The following is an 18,134-nucleotide window of genomic DNA, read 5'->3' as shown; positions in this document are numbered from 1 at the left end:
TTCCTATCCGCTGACGATCGGCAGGTACAGCCGAGGCGCCGACACCGGTGTCGCCGTGGGGGTTGGCGTCCAGGTTGACGTCGCGGTCGGGGTCCACGTCGGTGTAGGCGTGGCAGTCGGTGTTCCGGTCCGAGTTGACGTCGGCGTGTTGGTTGACGTCGGCGTTGGTGTTCTGGTCGGCGTCCGCGTCGGCGTGTTGGTTGACGTAGGCGTCAGTGTCACCATGGGAGTCGCCGTCGGCGTCGGGGTGTTGGTGGGCGTGGGCGACGGCGTGACACATGGACTGAACTCGGTGGGAATGTAGTTTGAGCTATTGACCAGGAGCACTCGATCCAGACGCGTGTAAGGCTCGCGCCCCTGGAAGCGGATCGTATGTATGCCCGAACTCAAGTAGAAGGGCGCCACCGGCTGATTGAAATCATGCACCAGGTCCCAGCCCCATTGCCACTGCTCATTGAATTGTGGAATCTCGTACCACATCTGGGGGCCATTGTCGACATAGGCCCAGAATGAGTTGCGCGTGAAGGCGATTCCCATGCCGCGTGCCCACAACCAGTAGTTATCCGAACGATTGATGTTGAAATTCATGGTGACATTACCCTCAGACCAACCAACCGGGTCATAAAGGTAATAGCACCCCGATGCGCTGGCATCTTCGCCGTGAGTCATCGGTTCCGTGTAGGTGTTGTTTTCGGCTTCGCGGTCGAAGATCGTGAGCGACCCGACGGTAGGAGTCGGCGTAGGGGTGAACGGGCTTATAGTGGGTGTCGCGGTGGGAGTGAGTGGGACTACGGTGGGCGTCGGGGTGGAGGTGAGGGGGCGGATGGTGGGTGTCGAGGTAGGGGTGAGTGGAACTGCGGTAGGTGTCGCGGTGGGGGTAAACGTGGCGGTGGGCGTCGGTGTCGGCGCCTGTTCTGCTTCGTACGCGCCGATGTCACAGTGCAAGCCCTGGGGACGAATGACGCCGCGTTGGTCGCGGTTATTGATCGGGGGAGCCGCACAGATGGCGTCGTTCGCGGCGTCCAGTGCGGCGCTGCCCGGGAGCAGTGCCATCGTCTGCGTGGGACCGCCATTGTTCTGCAAGGGGCCAAGCTTCGGGTCGCCGTTGATGCCGGGACAGGTGACATCAGGATAGCTCAAGTTTCCGCCGCCATCGGTGATGGCGCCGGTGCAATTGCCTCCCATGGGACTGTTGGCGACGATCGTGTTCTTCAGCGTTGTCATGCCGGCCTCGTTGTAGATGCCGCCACCCGTATTGTCAGAAAACGTCGTATTGCGCACGATCATCGTGCCGTATCTATTATAGATGCCGCCGCCTTCGTAGCCACTATTGCTGTAGAAGGTGCTGTTGCTCACGATCACCATGCCGCTGAATGTGTAGATGCCGCCGCCGTGAGCGTCGTTGTTAAAGAAGGTGCTGTTGCTCACGGTCACCTCGCCGTTGTTGGCGTTGTAGATGCCACCGCCCCAGTTGGCGCTACCTCCGGAGAAGGTGCTGTTGCTTACGGTCACCGTGCCGCTGCCGGCGTTGTAGATGCCGCCGCCATCGTAGGTAGCGGTGTTGCCTGAGAACGTGCTGTTGCTCATGTTCACTGGACCACCGCTATAGATACCACCGCCCCAACCAGCGTTACTGCCGAAAAATATACTGTTGCTAACAGCCACGGTGCCACCACTGTAGATGCCGCCACCCCGATATGCGCTATTGGAAGAGAAGTTGCTGTTACTCACGGTCACTGGACCACCGCTGTAGATGCCGCCGCCACCGCCGCCAGTACTGTTGTTGGAGAAGAGGCTACTGCTCACGGTCACCGTGCCACCGCTGTAGCTATAGATGCCTCCTCCACCACCGACAGCGCTATTGCCGGAGAAGGTGCCGTTGCTCACGGCCACCGTGCCGCCGCTGTGGCTGTAGATGCCTCCTCCTCCTCGGCCGGCCGTATTGCCGGAAAAGGTGCTGTTGCTCACGGTCACCGCGCCGCCGCTGTAGCTATGGATGCCACCGCCGTCATAGGCGGCGCTATTGCCGGAGAAGGCGCTATAAGACACGCTCACCATACCGTTACCAGCATAGATACCGCCGCCACTGTTGTCAGCGTTATTGCCAGAAAAGGTGCTGCTGCTCACGGTTACTCCGCCATTGCCAGCATTGAAGATGCCGCCACCACTGTAGGCGCTATTGCCGGAGAAAGTGCTGTTAGACACGGTCACGATGCCCAGGCTGTAGATGCCGCCGCCGACGGCGCCGCCAGCGGCGCTCCCATAGGCAATGGTGAGTTGATTCAGGTTGAGAGTAACTCCTGCACTCAGGTAGAACACTCGCACCGCATGATTGCCGCTGATAGTAACGTTCTGGCCACTGCCGTCAATGGTGGTGTCGGTTGAGATCGTAATCGTGGCTGTCAAGGTGATCGTGCCACTGCAACTGAAGGTCACCGTACCGCCGCCAGCCAGCGCCGCCAGTAAGTGTGCTTCGTCGCAGACACTGACGATACCGCCGGCGTGTGCGGGCGATGCTGACAGCATGAGCGCCAGCAGAACGAGGATGGTCACGAGATATTTGGGGCGCATGTTCTGTGCTCCTTCCAGCGAGAATGGAATCCGAGAGATGCCCTGGCAAGGTGCGCCGGTGTTCTGTCGAGCCGTATGGCTGGCGTGACCGACGTCCGTCACTACATTAGCGCGTCCAGGCCCTCGTAGGTTTCCGGGCCTGTCTTCAGTCTGATCCGCAAAATCCAGAGCGTCTGCGTATCAGGTTCGACCTGGTAGATCAGGCGCCAGCCGTCAACTTTGATTTTGCGCCGATTGGGATGGCCGCGTAAGGCTTCAGAATAAGTTGGTTCGGGATCATCGGCCAACTCCGAGATGATACGTCTAAACCGCTGACGATAGTTGCCAGGCACGCGCAACAAGCTATGATCCGCTTCTTTGGAGTATCTAGTCCGGTAACGCACCAGCCGCCTCTAGCGCGTCAATACGCGCCCACACTTCCTCATGCGAGTACGTCTCTTCGCCCGCCTTAATGTGTACCATCATGGCATCGGCTGCTCGGTTGTCTTCTTCATCCTCAAGCCATTCCTGTAGGCGCGCCCAGAGATCAAGCCCGATCAAAGCCCCGATGTTATGACCATTGTCAGTCACGACGACGGGTGATTCAGCCAGCAAGCGTTTCACGTCCGTTGTCCGCCGGCCCAGTTCCGAAAGAGATAATGCTGTCATCCGGCCCCCCCTTAGTGTGGTCATCGTGACATGGTGAACGGATTGTACCATAACCGTGCAGCGATCACAATATGTTATATTGCGTCAAGGGCATCGAGGCGCATTTAACGTTGGAGGCGGGCCAGACGTAGTCCATAGTCCACCGCAGGGTGGACTTCGTACGCGTTGCCGCGACTTCCAGTCAGCGACGGTCAGTATCGGCACGTGAGCGGCTTGACCGCCGAGGTTGGCAGACTGATGGGGAGCTGGATGAAGAAGCCATAAGAACGGCCCGACCCAAGCGCCGTGTTGCAGACGCAGGGGTCGGGCCTCGACGCTAGTTGCCCGCAGCCGCTGTGCCGACTGCGGCCAGGACCGGATCGCGCCGTCTCTCGTTTCCGCACCGGGGCGACGACGCCAGGCGGCGCCGCCCATTGCTGGCGGGGACGTGACGCAGTCAGGAGAGTCGTGGACGACTACCACCCGCACACCGTTGTTGTCGTTCCTGTTCCTCGGGTTGTTGTCGTTGCGGGCAGCCGAACCGACCCGGCCCTACAACAAGGGGCATGCCCCTTGATTGCCAAAGTGAAAGAAAGATAATCCGAGTGGCAGAATCCAGAATTCAGAAGCCAGAAACCAGAACTGGCCCCAGACGAGAGACGGGGACGACTACCACCCGCACACCCCCATTGGAGTGCCTGAACCACACGCTGCCGTCGGGGCGGGCAGCCGAACCGACATGGCTGGCATTGTTCCAGTACGCTCCACCCTTGAGCCACGGATAGCCATTCTCGTTCACGGCGCTCGTCCACTCCCACACATTGCCGGCCAGGTCCCACAGGCCCTCTGGCGTCCTGCCGTCAGGGTACATCCAAACCGGCGTGGTCTGCTGTAGGCCGCTTTCCTCTGTGTTAGCCCTGGCCGGATCGAAGCCGCTACCCCAGGGATAGGCACGACCGTCCGTCGAACGCGCCGCCTGCTCCCATTCGGCCTGCGTCGGCAGGCGCACGACCTGCTCGCCGCTGATCACACCCCGGCCGCGCAGGTGCTCAGTCAGCCAGGCGCCGTACGCGCTGGCTTCGTGCCAGCTCACGCTGACCACCGGCTGCGTGTCGTGGTTGAAGCGGGAATCGTCCCACAAGCGAGGCTCCGTCCATTTGTACTGGCGCTTGTCCTTCTGACCTTCCTTGCCCCACCACCTCGCCTCGTTCTCCGCCGCATAGCCGCCGGCCTCCATGAACCGCCGGTACTGCTTGTTCGTCACCGGATACCGACCGATGGCGAAACCCCACCCCGGCGCCGCCACGAACTCGTCCAGCCCCGGCGGCTCGACCCCCAGGGCGTCCAATAGCAGACCGGCGTCCAGCCGCTGCCGCGCAGATAGGCTGGCCGTGTGCATCGCCAGCGTCAGCCGCGCCGGCACATCGGCCATCACCCGCTTGCGCAGCTTCTCCTTCTCGGCCTCCTTCACCCACTTCGGCCCCCGCAGCCGCGTGTAGGCCTCACCTAAAACCAAGACCCGCTGCCAGTCAACCGCGCTGGTGGGCGTAGCCGGCAGCAGTTCGTCAATCACCTCGAGCGCGTCGTCGTAGCGGCCCAACACCGACACCTGGTAGCCCAGGGCCAGGAAGATCGCCTCCTGCCACTGCTCCTGGTCCATCTTCTCCCTGAACTTACGCACGAAGTCACCCGTCGCCAGCCAGCGCGCGGCCAGGTACTCCTGGAAGGTACGGTGAGAAAACCGGTAAAGCCGATTCTGTTCCACGGCATAGATCAGCCCGGAGCGGTCGTCCATCAGCTTCAACACGCTCACCGCCCACGCTGCCTTGGTCGCGTCGTCGCCCGTATGGATTTCCTCCAACGCCTCCCGGATGGTGGCCCGTCGGATGTCCACCACACTGCGCTGCCCTTCCGCGCCGTGCACCGTGTACGCCAGCTTGTTCAGCGCGCGCTCCAGGCTCACCGTCGAAACCCCGGCCTGCCGCAGGAGAATCTCCAGTCCCGTCGGCTGCCCCTGGTCGTCCAGCTTCGTGTGCTCCCACTCCCACAGGAGCATCTGGACATATCTCTCATACAAGGCCGCCTGGCTTTCCGGCAGGCCGCGCTCGTAGTTCACGCGCGCCATCATCGTCAGCAGCAGTGGCGTGCCCGCCATCTCACGCAGTTCCCCCCGCTCCGGGTCGTCAATCGCCTCCAACAGCCGGCGTTGTGCGCTGGTCGCGGCCATCGGCTGATAGAAGCCGGCCCAGGTCAGCTCATCGTGCCAGCGCTGCAAGAACTCGCCGGCTGCGGGCCGGCTGAGCGGCGCCAATTCAACATCCTGCAGCGGCAGGCGGTAATGCTCTCCCTCGCGGTAGGGGCGCTGCCGGCAGGTCACAATCAGGGGAACCTGCGCGTAGCTCGTCGCAAAGTGCTGCACCGCGGCCAGCAGGCGCCGGCGCCGGTCCACGTCCGCGACCTCATCGAGGCCGTCGAGAAGCAGCAGCACCGTCGGCGGTTCGGCCGTCAGACGGGCCACGAACTGCTCGCGTTGACGAGATTCGTCGACGCTGCCGCTGGCCTTGAGCAGGCGCATACATTCGGCGATCAGGTCATCTGCGCAGCCCACATCCTCCTTGGGCAGATGGGAAGCCCAGCGGCTCAAGACGATGCGCACCGGCAGCAGCCAGTGATGGAAAGCCCCCGCCAACGACGTGGCCCAATCGCGCTCGCTCTCCGCCAGGTCGTCACGCGCCGCGGCCGCCAGCGCCGCGGCCAGGCGGCGGGTCAGCGTGCTCTTGCCGCTGCCCGGGTCGCCCAGGATGACGAACTGCCGGTGCTGGCCGATCGCCTCCAGTGCACTCAGGCTGGTCAGGGCGGAACGCAGCTTTCCTTCCGCAACCCCTAGCTGCTTTTCTACTTCCTTAGCGCGTTCGCCTTCGCCCTGGCTGCGCTCGCCAGCAAGCGCCCGCAGCGCTTCGACGGTTAGACTCTCTTTGCTGCGTCCAGCGCGGACTGGGATCGCCTCTCCCGGCGTCTCACGGACGGCCTGGCGCAGCACGGCTTCCGCCTGGGCGCGATCGGCCGCGCTGATCCCCAAGCGCGCATAAACTCGGTCCAACTCTGGCGGCGTCGTGGTGTCAAGATCCACGTAGATCTTCTGCAGCCGCGGCCGCCGGTTCTGCGCGGCGTCGGGCGGTGTACTGCCGCTCGCCAGGGGCACGTCGCTGCAATCCGCGTACACCCCGCGCAGGTAGGACTTCTCCAGGTCGGCCAAGTCAAGGGGATGCAAACGCCGGGCGACCGCCTGCGCGATGCCGTCGGGCAGGACAGCCATCTGCTCGCTGATCCGGGCCAGGGCGCTGTGCAAGGCCAGCGTGTTGCGGTCAATGCTGGCCAGATAAGCCTCCGCGCGGAACTCACGCAGGGTCAAGCCCCACACGTCATCCAGGAGCAGGCTCCGATCCAACTCCTGCAAGAAGCGCAACAACGGTCGTTGGCTGGCCGCCCAGCGCTCTTCACCCATGCGTGGCCCGAACTCCGTGCGCAATTGTGGCATATCGGGTCGTTCGCCAAGCAGCAGAATCTCGGCCACGCGCAGCAGGAACGGCGGTTGGTCGAGCAGTTGGCTCAGCGGGGCGCCGGTCGCATCCACCTCGCCTTTGAACTCCGCCCGCGCCCGGTCGGCCGCGTCCGCGAGGAGATCGCGCAGCCGCGCCTGGCGCGTTTCCTTCTCTCGGCCGCGCAGGTTGGCGACGGCCTGGTCGAGCGCTGCGGGCCGGCCGGTCAACGTTTCGAGGCCGGCGTCAAGCCCGTGGTTCAGCAGCGTATCGAGGATCATGGTGGTATTGCGCGTGCGCTCCTCGTATTCGACGAAGCGCGCCGGGGCGGTCTCTTTCACCCGTGCCAGCAGGAGTTCTTGCGCATTCCGGCGTTCGCAGTATTCCACGAGCAGACGCACGCGCTGCGAGCGCGACTGACCGGCGGTGAAATCGTCGTGGACCGGGCGAAAGTGGTCGAAGCAGAGGGTCGTCAGATCCTCATCGCTCAAGGCCGTGAGCAACAGCTCACGAACAGCGGCAGTATTGAATGATGTCATCATCGCGCCTCGCCAATTCGGATTCGGGATTCATTCACGATAATGTCACCCGAAAACCGACATCGCAACTGCGGCTGCCGGGGCTGCCGCGGTAGCGGAGCGCGGAGCGTACGTTGTTGCTTCCATTGTGCCAGCTCCCGCCCCGCAGGACTCGACGCAGATCTGTTCTGCTCAATTCCTCGCGGCCATCGCGTGCGTTGTACGGATAGACAAAATCTGGCTTGTCCCATTGTTGTCCCCACGCACTGCGCGTCCATTCCCACACGTTCCCCGCCATGTCCAACACCCCATAGGCGCTCGCTCCCATTGGGTAACTCCCCACCGCCGTCGTGTCGCCGCCGTCCACGCCGAAGTTGCAGCGGCGCCCGTCTGGCGCCTCGTTTCCCCCACGGGTAAATCCGCCCATCCGCGCCGCGCGCCGCCTTCTCCCATTCCGCCTCGCTTGGAATCTGCACCCCTGCCCAGGCGCAAAACGCCAACGCATCCATCCAACTCACGCACGTCACCGGATGCTGCCCTTTTTGCTCCACGTCACTGCCAGGCATGCGCGGCGCTCGCCATGACGCATCCTTCACCTGCTTCCACTTCGATCCGGTCCACACGTGACTCCACCCTTCCTTCTCCGCCGTCGTCACGTAGCCCGTTGCCTGCACAAAGACCGCAAACTGCGCCACCATCACCGGCGCCCGGCTGATTCGATACGCGCCCAAGGTCACCGTGTGCTGCGGTAGCTCATATTCCGAGGCCTCAGCGTCCTTCTGCTTGTCGCTCCCCATCCAGAACGGTCCCGCGGGAATCTCCACCCAGTCGAACGCGATGCGGGCCGGCGCCGCGGCGGTATGGCTGCGGGGCGCCACCATTTCCAACCAGTGGGCTGCAATGGGGCCAGGTCGCGGCGCCTGCAGCGCAGGGAGAACATCCTCCGCACTGCCCCGTTTTTCGGCCTCGACGGGCGATGTCACCGTCACCGGCCCTGCGTTGACAGCGAACAGCGTCCCTTCGGGCGCGCGCATGGTCAGGACCGGGGTGCCCCATTCCACCGTGTTGCCCACCACCAGGCTCACCGTCTTGCGGCCCTCGCTGACCGCGGCCTCCACGGGCAGCCCATCGGCCACGGCTTCGTAGAAGGCGCGGGCAAATTCCAGCGCGGCCTGGTCTGTGATGACATCCTGCATCGCCAGCACGGCCGGCATTCCCCGCCGCGTCAGGATGGCGGCCACGCTGGAGAAGATGTCGTGTTCGCTGCTGACCGACCCTTCGCAGGCGTTGAGAAGCACCAGGCGCAGGCTGCGCTGGTCGGCCAGCAGCCGCGCCAGTTGTGTGGCGAACAGCGGCTGTGACTGCCCGCTATCGTTGGTCAACACCACGAAGCCCTCGTCACTGGCGCTGTCGAAGCCGCCATGTCCCACAAAATGAAAGATGTGCCACGGGCCTGCGCGCAGCGCCTGCTGCAAGGCGCGCACCGTGGATTCGGCAAGCCAGGTCAGGTGTACCTGCCCGCCGGCCTGCAGGGACGCCAGCGCGCGGCCGATGCGCGCCTGTTCCTGGCCCACGTCCAGGGCAGGCAGGTCGCGGGGCGCGGCGACCACGCCCAGGATGCGCAGTGGCTTGACCACGGGCAGGGGCTGCACGGCTTGTGGCAGTTCCGGGTAGCGAATGATCGGCGTGTTGCGTGACAGGCAGAGGTAGTCGCCCTCGCGGGCGTCGTACAGGTACTCCCAGGGCAACACGGCCAGTTCGGGCGGTCGGATGCGCAGGCGCAGGCGCAGGCCCACATCCGCGTCGGCCGCCTGCTGTTGGCTGACATCATAGCGGCTGCGCACCTCGCCGGTGAAAAGCGCATCGAAGAGGGCCTGGCCGAATTCTCGCACGGCCCGCTGACCGGGGCTGGGCGCCGCACGTCGCTGATGGTCGGAATCGCGCAGCGCGGTGCGCAGATTCGCCAGGACACTGGTGAGCGTCCGATCATCGGCCGGGAAGCGCATGACGCCGCGCGCCTCGCCTGCCGGTGAATAGAGCACGGTGACGGGATAGGCGCGGTCTGCGCCGAAGCCAATTTCCAGATCGAAGTCGAGAAAGCGAGTTGATGGACCGGATGGCATAGAGGCGCCTCGTATCGGCTAATTGTCCGTTCATGACGACTACTTTTCTGGGAATTCATCCTTATTATAAGGATAAATTTGCTGATCGCCAAATGTGAACGGAATGGCTGCCCGTAAATGGGCCTGCGCTCCTCGTTCGGGCGGTTTTGGCCCAAAATCCCCGAGATAGGTGGGCAGCAAGAGGGATTGTGGGCGTTGGAAAGCTACATTTGGAAATGCGGCGCCCCGTAGGGGCACCTTGACTTGAGCGAGCGATGCCCCCCACACCCGTCGCCCCGTAGGGGCACCTTGACTTGAGCGAGCGATGCCCCCCCACACCCGTCGTCCCGTAGGGACGATTGAATGAGGCCGCCCCGAGCGCAATCCGTCGCTAAGGTCAGGTGTCCCTACGGGACGGATACGGCTCGTGCGATGATGGCTAAGGTCAGGTGTCCCTACGGGACGCGTCGCGCCCACCAGGACGGCCTGGCGCTGGCCAGTCACATGGATGGCTACATTTGGAACTACCGCGCCAGGTACAGCCCACCCAACACGAGCGCGGCGCCGGCGAGGGTTTGGCCGCCCAGGCTTTCGCCCAGGGTGATGACCGCGATCAGGCTGGCGATGACGGGGATGAGGAAGAGGAAGATGCCGGCGCGGCTGGCGTCCATACGGGCCAGGATCTGCCACCAGGCCAGGTTGGCGAGCGCGCTGCTGCCGATGCCGAGGGCCAGCAGCAGCAGCCATGTGCCTGGCTGGGCGGGGATGGTCAGCCCTTGCCAGGCGGCGACCGGCAGCAAGAAGAGGGCGCCAAAGCCGGCGACCAACCCGGTCATGACGGCCGGCGGCGTACGGCCGACCAGCGGCTTGCCGTAGATGGAATAGAGCGCGGCGCACAGCGCGGCTGCCAGCGTGATCAGGTCGCCCGCCAGGGTGCTGACGCCAGCCGCGGGCGCGGCGCCCTGCCAGACGATGAGAATCACCCCGCCGAACGCCAGCGCCAGGCCCAGCCAGCCGCGGCGGCCCAGTCGCTCGCCCAGCCAGAAGACGCCGAGCAGCGCGGTGAAAAGGCCGATCGCGTTCATGATGAGGCTGCTGTGGATGGCGCTGGTGCGGGTCAGGCCGATGTTCTGCAGGCCGTAGAGCAGGCTGACGCCGAGCAGGCTGAGCAGGAGCAGGCGTCCGCCATCTCGCCGCAGCGCCAGACGCACCTGCGGCCCCTGTCCGCTCAACGGCAGATAGGCGGCGAAGAACAGGGCCGCGATCAGCCAGCGCCAGAAGGCCAGGCTCCACGGGTTCACCTCCTGCAAGGCCAGCTTGGACCAGGTAAAACTGGCGGACCAGAAGAACACACTGGCGATGAGCGCGGGCGCAGCCCAGGACTTACCCCGCACGGCCCGCTTCAACCTTGCGCTCGTCAGCATCACCGGGCACCTCTTCCAGGCGCAGCGACAACACCTGCGAGGCATTGTCCGTGCTCATGGAGACGCCGTAGATGGTCCGCGCGGCTTCCACCGTGCCGCGGTTGTGCGTGATGACGATGAACTGAGTGTCACGCGCCAGGCGGCCGAGCGCATCCCGAAAACGCCCCACGTTGGCCTCGTCCAGGGCCGCATCCACCTCATCGAGAATGCAGAACGGCGGCGGGCTGACGCTGAGCACGCTGAAGATGAGCGCGGCCGCGGTCAGCGCACGTTCGCCGCCGGAGAGCAGGGCCAGGCTCTGCGGCCGCTTGCCCGGCGGCCGGGCGATGATCTCGATGCCGGTCGTGGCCAGACTGTCGCCATCGGTCAGGCTGAGACGCGCACTGCCGCCGCCAAAGAGCATGCTGAAGTATTCCTTGAAGCGCTCGGCAATGGCCCGAAAGGTCTTGCGGAACTCCCGCTCCATCACCTTCTCCAGTTCGGCGATGACCTCGTGCAGCCCGTGTGCCCCTTTTTCCAGGTCGGCCACCTGCTCGACCAGGAAGGTATGGCGGCCGGCCGCTTCCTGATACTCGGTCGGTGCGTCGGGGTTGATGTTGCCCAGGCGGGTCAACTGCTGACGCAGGCGCTGCACCTCGGCTTCCAGCCCCTCCGGCGGAGTTTCCACCACCGGCAGGGTTTCGACCAGCGCGCCCAACGGCAGCGGCGGCTGCTCGGCCAGCTCCTCGCTCTGCTCCAACTGCACCAGGCCAAAATCGTGCTCGATGTCGCGACGCAGGCGCGCCAGCGTGTCCTGGCGTCGTTCCAACTCCAGGCGGGCCTGGTTCAACTGCACCTCGGCGCTGCGTACCTGCTGGCGCGCCCGGTTGGCCACGTTTTCCTGCTGCGTTTGCGTCGCTTCCACCTTTGCCAGTTCAGCCTCGGCCGGTTCGATCTGATCCTGATAGGTCTTGATCTGGCCGGCCAGCCGGCCATCCTGGCTGGTCAACTCGCGCACGTGCGCGCCCAGGCGCTCCAGCTCGGCCTGCCACTCCGCGGCGCGAGCGCGACGGGCCGCGGCTTGCGCGACAGCCTGTTCACGCGCCATCTGCGCCTGCTGCCCCAGCGCGGCCTGCGTGGAAACCTGCGCCTGCGCGTTTGCCAGGGCGGCGCGTGCCGCGGCCAGCGCCTGATCGAGATCATCAGCTGCGAGCGCGGCCAGCGATTGCCGCGCGGCGCCGATGGCGTCCTGGCTGGCCGCCTGCTGGGCGTCGTGCTGGGTCAGGGTGGCTTGCAGCGCGCTGATCCGCGCGGCCAGGGTGACGCTTTCCTCGGCCGCCTGCCGCGCCAGATCGGTGTGCCAACGTTCGGCCTGGCGCTGACGATCCAGGTCGCGCTGCACCTGGTTGAGCGCCTCACGACCGGTCGCGGCCTGTTGTTCCTGCCGTGTCTGCACGCTGCGCAGTTGACGCTGGCTGTCGAGCGCGGCCTGGCGCTTCTGTTCCGCCTGGCGCACCTGGGACTCGACTTGGCGGCTGCGCGCCTTCGACGCCTCGATAGCCGCGGGCATCTCACGCCACTCGCGTTCGCGCGCCAGCACTGAGCCATCCTGGCGATTGCGCGCTGAGCTGCCGCCGCTGACACTGCCGCCGGGCCGCACCAGGTCGCCTTCCAGCGTCGCCAACGTTGGCTGCGGGCCGCTGCCCAGCCCCTGGCGCACGCGCCGCGCCGCGGCCAGGTCTTCGGTGACGACGACGCGATTGAGCAGGTAAGCGACCACCGGCGCCAGGCGCGGCGCGGCCTCCACCAGGTCGGCCGCGACGCCGAGCACCCCCGCGCCACGCGGCACAGGAATGGGCGGCGCGGGCCGGATCGTGTCCAGGGGCAGGAAGGTGGCGCGCCCGCTGTCGGTGCGTTTGAGAAACGCGATGGCAGCCTCGGCCACTGCCCAGGTTTCTACCACGATGTCCTGCAGTTGACCGCCCAGGGCGACTTCGAGCGCGGTCTCCAGATGACTGGGCACCCGGATCAATGAGGCGACTGTGCCCAGGATGCCGGCCGGAAGCTGTGGCCGCGGGCTGGACAGATCGGCCAATACGGCCCGCGTGCCCGCGGCAAAGCCCGCGCCTTCGCTGCGTAAACGCGTCAGCACCTCGAAACGGCCCTGCAAGCTGGCGCTTTCACGGCTGACATCGTTCAGCGCGGCGGCCAGTTGGCGGCGCTCACCCTCAGTTTGCTCGGCCAGGGCTGCCTGCTCGGCGCCCAGGTTGCCCAGACGTTGAATTTCGGCCTGTGCAGCCGCCTGTTCGGCCTCCAGGAGACCAACACGCTGCGCCAGGGTGGCCGCGGTCTGGCGCGCAACGGCGATGGCGCCGGCGTGTTCGGACTGCTTTTTCTGCAACGCAGCCTGACGTTCGCCAATCTGCGTCATCTGCGCACGTGCGGCCTGTTGGGCAGAGAGCAGGCGGTTGGCTTCGGCCTGCACCTGCTCCAGCGCCTGCTGGCGGACACGACGGTCAGCCTGGCGTGCGGCCAGGGCCTCTTCTGCCTGGCGCACCGCGGCCTGCCGTGCCGTCGCGGCTTCACGGTGAGTGGTCACGGCCGCCAGCAGGGCCTGCAGCCGTTCCTGGGCCACAGATTCCTGCGCCTGCAAATTTTCCACCTCGAGCGCGGTGTCGCGTTGACGACCCAGCAGTTGGCGCTGACGCTCTTCGTTGACCGCCAGTTCGCGTTGGGTCGTCTCGGCCTGGCGGTGCAGCGCGCTGGCTGCGCGGTGCCAATCGCCCAGGTGCTGGCGCAGATCAGCATGGCGAGCGCGCTGCGCCTGCAGATCCGCTTCCAGGCGGGCCAGGTCGGCCTGGAACTGGCGTTGCAGGTCAGCGGCGCTGCGCTCGCCCTGCTGGGCGCGTTCAACCTCGCCCAGCAGCGTATGCCAGCGGTAGCCGTACCAGGTGCGCAGCAGCGCGTGCAGGTCGGCCTGGAGCTGCCTGGCCTGGTTGGCCTTGTCCGCGGCCAGTTTGAGGTGGCGCAAGCGCGGGGTCAGTTCCTGCAGCAGGTCCTGCACCCGCTGTAGGTTGACCTTCGTGTCGTCCAGGCGGCGCAGGGCTTCGTCGCGCTTGGCCTGCTGGCCGGTGATACCCGAAGCCTCCTCGAACAGCGCGCGGCGCTCATCGGGCCGCTGGGAGAGCACTTGATCCACCAGGCCCTGGCCGATGACGGTGTAGGTGCGTCGGCTGAGACCGGAGCGGCCGAGCAGCTCGGCAATGTCCTTGAGGCGCACGCGGTTGCCGTTGAGCAGATATTCGTTTTCACCAGAGCGGAAGGCGCGACGCGTGATGGTCACTTCAGCGAAGTCGAGCGGCAGCGAGCCATCGCTGTTGTCCAGGGTCAGGCGCACCTCCGCCATGCCCAGGCGGGCGCGCTGATCACTGCCGGAGAAGATCATGTCTTCGGTCTTCTTGCCGCGCAGCAGGTTGAAGCTCTGCTCGCCGAGCACCCAGCGCACCGCGTCAGCCACATTCGATTTACCGGAGCCATTGGGGCCGATGACCGCGGTCACGCCGCGGTCGAAGACGAACTCAGTACGATTGGCGAACGATTTGTAGCCTTGCAGTTCAAGTTGCTTGAGGCGCATGAATCTCCATTCGATCCTTATCGGGCGTCAACTCGTCTCTCCGTGCTGAGACGGGCAGCAGAATGCATTCTAACACTGGCAAGAGGAATGGCAAAAAACGGCAGAACTCTCGCCTTCCACACACCCGATCTCTGGTCTCTAATCCCTGATCTCTCTCTGGAGACCGGGGAGCGGGATTTGCTCAATGGCGTGGGGGGCGTATAATGCAGGCGGCTCAAAACAACAACCGCACACGAAGCCCTACCCGAACAAACAGCAACCGAACTCAATACGCTGCACTTTGCACTTTGCACTCTGCGCTTTGCACTTTGCACTTTGCACTTTGCACTTTGCACTCTCGATCCCGGAGGTTTCACTGATGCCACGTCCCATGTTCGACTCCGAGTACCTGTACGGACTACACGATCCCGGCGGTGAGCAGTTGATGCTCGATGCGAGTACGCCAGGGTGGGTGGTCATTTCCGAGAAGATCGAGGCCGATCCGAACGATCACGGCGGCAATCCCAATTACGCCAACCTCTCCGGCCGCGGCCTGGGCGTGATCGTGCGCCTGAACTACGGCTACCCCCCCACCAGCACCATCCCCCACTCCTCGCGCTACGAGGACTTCGCCAGGCGCTGCGCCAATTTCGTGCGTAACTCGCCGGGCTGCCGCATCTGGATCATCGGCAACGAGACGAACATGCGCGAGGAGCAGCCCAAGTCGCCGGAGCCGGATGAAAAGATCACGCCGGCGCTGTACGCACGCTGCTACCGCCTCTGCCGCAATGCCATCCATGCAGTGGACCCCGGCGCACAGGTGTTGGTGGGGGCCGTAGCGCCCTGGAATGAGCATACCGGCGACTGGGTCAAGTATTTCGAGGAGGTGCTCAAGCTGGTGGCCGGCGAGTGCGACGGCTTCACCCTGCACACCTATAGCCGCAGCCCCGATCCGGCGATCATCACCAGCACTGAAACGATGGACCCGCCGTACAACCGCTACAGCAAGCAGTTTGCCACCTACCAGGATTTCCTGCGCGTGGTGCCCGCGTCCATGCGCTCCCTGCCGTGCTACATCACCGAAACTAACTACAACGGGCCGTGGGAAGACCGCAACACCGGCTGGATTCGCCGCGCGTACGAGGACATCAACGGCTGGAATCAGAACCCGGGCAACCAGGTGATCCGCGCGTTGGTGCTCTATCGGTGGTCGCATGATGACCGTTTCGTGATCGAAGACAAGAACGGTGCCAAAGACGATTTCAGGCAGGCCCTGGGCGCCGGCTTCAAGTGGCCGCAGCGGGCGGTGGTGGTGGACGATCCCTTCGCGGCGCTGCGCAAGCGCCTGGGCGATCTGGAGACGCAGGTGGCCAAATTGCTGGCCGATCTGCAGAAGGCGCTCGCCGCGGGCGCCGCGGTGTCCGGCCCGCTCGTGGCCCGCATTGCAGACCTGGGCAAGCGCGCCGGCGACGTGACCGCCGCAGCCGCGGAGGCCGATGCCCTGACCCGCAGCGTGAGCAGCCTGGAAGCGCTGCTGGCCCTGCCGCCGGGCGCAGTGCCGCAGCCGGACCTGCAAGACCTGCGCGGAAGCCTGCCACAGACCGCGCCTTATCCCACCCGTGACGCAGGCGCGATCCGCCGCATCGTGATTCACCACACCGGGATTGCCGGCGACACCTCTCCCGTGACTATTGCCAAATCCCTGATCCGCACCGGCAAGTTGGGCATCACCTACCATTTCCTCATCAACACGGATGGCACGATCTACTGGACGCAGCCGCTGGAGGCCGTCGTGGAGGCGGGCAAACCCGATCTCAACGCTGACAGTGTGGCGGTGGCGTTGGGCGGCAATTTCACGACGGAAGTGCCCACCGAAGCGCAGCTTGCCAGCGCCGCCCACCTGGTCGCCTGGCTGCTCGTTACCTGCCAATTGAGCGTCGAGGCGGTCATCGGCCGCCGGGAAGTGGAGAAGATCGCTCCCTCGCCCGGTAACCAATGGAACACCGGCGCCCGCTACCGTGAGCGCCTGCTGACCGATGTGCAGACCTGGCTGAACAAACAGCCGCAGCCGGACGACACCGAGTTGGCGGTACTGCGCCAGCGCGTGGATGAACTGACGGCCCAGCTCGGCAAGTTGCAGGTCGCCGCCACGCAGCTCGAGCAGGAGACGCAGACCCTGCGCACCGCGCTAGCGCAGAAGGAACTGGATAATAACGGTCTGAGTGACGCGCTGAAGCAGAAAGAGACGGCGCTGGCCGGCCTGCGCGACGCGCTGGCGCAGAAGGAGCAGGACATCGTCGGTCTGCGCACCGCTGTGGCGCAGAAGGAGCTGCAAATCGCCGATCTGACTGAACAGGTGCGGCGACTGCAGGGCGGAGCGCCGGCGCCAGGCGTGGTCAAGCCGGAGATCAAGGATCCTGGGCCGTTGAAACAGCATGAGGTCAAGCGTTACCCGACCCGGCCGCTGAGCGACATCAAGCGCATCGTCGTGCATCACACGGTGACTCCGGGCACGGTCACGCCGCAGCGCGTGGCCGAGGCGCAGGTAGTAGGCAAGAACCGGCCCGGCATCACCTATCATTTCCTGATCAGCAGCAACGGCACGATCTACGCGACGCAGCCGCTGGAGACGATCACCGAGCAGACCGATCAGCCGGCCGCGAACGCCGACAGCGTGGCCGTGGCCCTGGCCGGCGATTTTACGACGGTTGCACCGCCCGCGGAGCAGTTGAACGCCGCGGCCCGCCTGATCGCCTGGCTGTTGTCAACCTGCCAATTGGGCGTCGAGGCGGTCATCGGCCGCCGGGAAGTGGAGAAGAGCGCTCCCTCGCCCGGCGCACAATGGCTGAGCGGCGCCGCTTTCAAGCACACCCTGCTGGCGGCCGTGGAGGCCGAGCGGGCCAAAGCGCCGCCGGACGACGGGGGCGCCGACGACAGCGCGCTGGTCGCGCAGTTGCGCGGCCAGATCAGCGGGCTGACGCAGGAGCGCGATGACCTGAAGAGCGCGCTGGTGCAGGCGCAGGCCGAGGTGGCGCGTTTGCGCAGCGCGGGCGGCCAGGTGGCCGATCTGCAGGCGCAGGTGACGAACCTGCGTGATGCGGTCGCCGCCGGCGAGGTCACGGTGACGCAGTTGCGCAGCCGCATCGCGGCGTTGGAGGCCGAGATCGCCCGGCTGCGGGCGGGTCAGCCGGCCGGTGTGCCGCAGCCCGCGATCGTGGACATGATCGGCAAGCTGGCTACGCACCCCACCCTGCCGCCCTACACGACGCGCACGCGGCCGATCACGATGATCGCGGTGCATCACACCGACACCCCGCTGACGCACACCGTGGAGACCATTGCGCATTACCACGTCTTCGGCGAACGCAAGAAGGGCGACCAGGTCATCAAGGCGCCGTGGCCCGGCGTCGGCTATCACTACATCGTGGCGCCCGACGGCGTCATCTATCACTGCCAGCCCGATGACATCCGTTCGAACCAGGTGGGCGGCGAACCGAACAGTTACACGGTGGCGGTCAGCCTGATTGGCCGCTTCATGCGCACCGATCTGCAGGGCAAACCGCACCCGCCAGAGAAGCAGGAACCGACAGCCGCCCAGCTCGCCAGCGCCACGCAGTTGATCGCCTGGCTGATGCAGAAGTACAGCGTCCCACTGCAGCCGAAGTTCGAGAACAGTATCCCGGTCACCGGCGTGGTGGGTCATCGTGACATCTGGGACCAGGTGCAAAAGGGCGCCACCGTTTGTCCGGGCGACCAGTGGA

Annotated in this window: 8 protein-coding genes; 1 reads left to right on the top strand and 7 read right to left on the bottom strand. The window is 65.3% G+C overall.

The window, feature by feature from the left end:
• Positions 1 to 3: 3 nt before the first annotated feature.
• The 7 genes from IPM84_20455 to smc all read right to left on the bottom strand — a co-directional run bounded on the left by IPM84_20455 (position 4) and on the right by smc (position 14,394).
• Positions 4 to 2,571, bottom strand: coding sequence for a right-handed parallel beta-helix repeat-containing protein (locus IPM84_20455; protein ID MBK9095083.1), 2,568 nt, complete (start codon positions 2,569 to 2,571; stop codon positions 4 to 6).
• A gap of 101 nt (positions 2,572 to 2,672) precedes the next feature.
• Positions 2,673 to 2,912, bottom strand: coding sequence for a type II toxin-antitoxin system RelE/ParE family toxin (locus IPM84_20450; GenBank protein MBK9095082.1), 240 nt, complete (start codon positions 2,910 to 2,912; stop codon positions 2,673 to 2,675).
• 25 nt (positions 2,913 to 2,937) lie between these two features.
• Positions 2,938 to 3,219 (bottom strand): hypothetical protein, encoded by a 282-nt coding sequence (locus IPM84_20445; protein ID MBK9095081.1) that lies wholly within the window; start codon positions 3,217 to 3,219, stop codon positions 2,938 to 2,940.
• Positions 3,220 to 3,820: 601 nt separating this feature from the next.
• Complete coding sequence (locus IPM84_20440) at positions 3,821 to 7,279, bottom strand: SUMF1/EgtB/PvdO family nonheme iron enzyme (protein ID MBK9095080.1); 3,459 nt, start codon at positions 7,277 to 7,279, stop codon at positions 3,821 to 3,823.
• Positions 7,276 to 9,378: an SUMF1/EgtB/PvdO family nonheme iron enzyme gene (locus tag IPM84_20435; protein ID MBK9095079.1), complete on the bottom strand. Its 2,103-nt coding sequence runs from the start codon at positions 9,376 to 9,378 to the stop codon at positions 7,276 to 7,278. Before IPM84_20435 ends, IPM84_20440 begins: the two co-directional genes overlap by 4 nt.
• A 503-nt stretch (positions 9,379 to 9,881) precedes the next feature.
• Complete coding sequence (locus IPM84_20430) at positions 9,882 to 10,781, bottom strand: DMT family transporter (GenBank protein ID MBK9095078.1); 900 nt, start codon at positions 10,779 to 10,781, stop codon at positions 9,882 to 9,884.
• Complete coding sequence (smc, locus tag IPM84_20425; protein MBK9095077.1) at positions 10,741 to 14,394, bottom strand: chromosome segregation protein SMC; 3,654 nt, start codon at positions 14,392 to 14,394, stop codon at positions 10,741 to 10,743. Before smc ends, IPM84_20430 begins: the two co-directional genes overlap by 41 nt.
• Before the next feature lie 358 nt (positions 14,395 to 14,752).
• On the opposite strand from smc, the gene IPM84_20420 reads away from it, so the two are divergent.
• A partial coding sequence (locus IPM84_20420; GenBank protein MBK9095076.1) for an N-acetylmuramoyl-L-alanine amidase occupies positions 14,753 to 18,134 on the top strand: 3,382 nt, incomplete at its 3' end.

The organism is Candidatus Amarolinea dominans, from assembly GCA_016719785.1.
Taxonomy (GTDB): domain Bacteria; phylum Chloroflexota; class Anaerolineae; order SSC4; family Amarolineaceae; genus Amarolinea; species Amarolinea dominans.
Note: the sequence above shows the minus strand (reverse complement) of the source record. Positions and strands in the feature narration are given on the sequence as shown.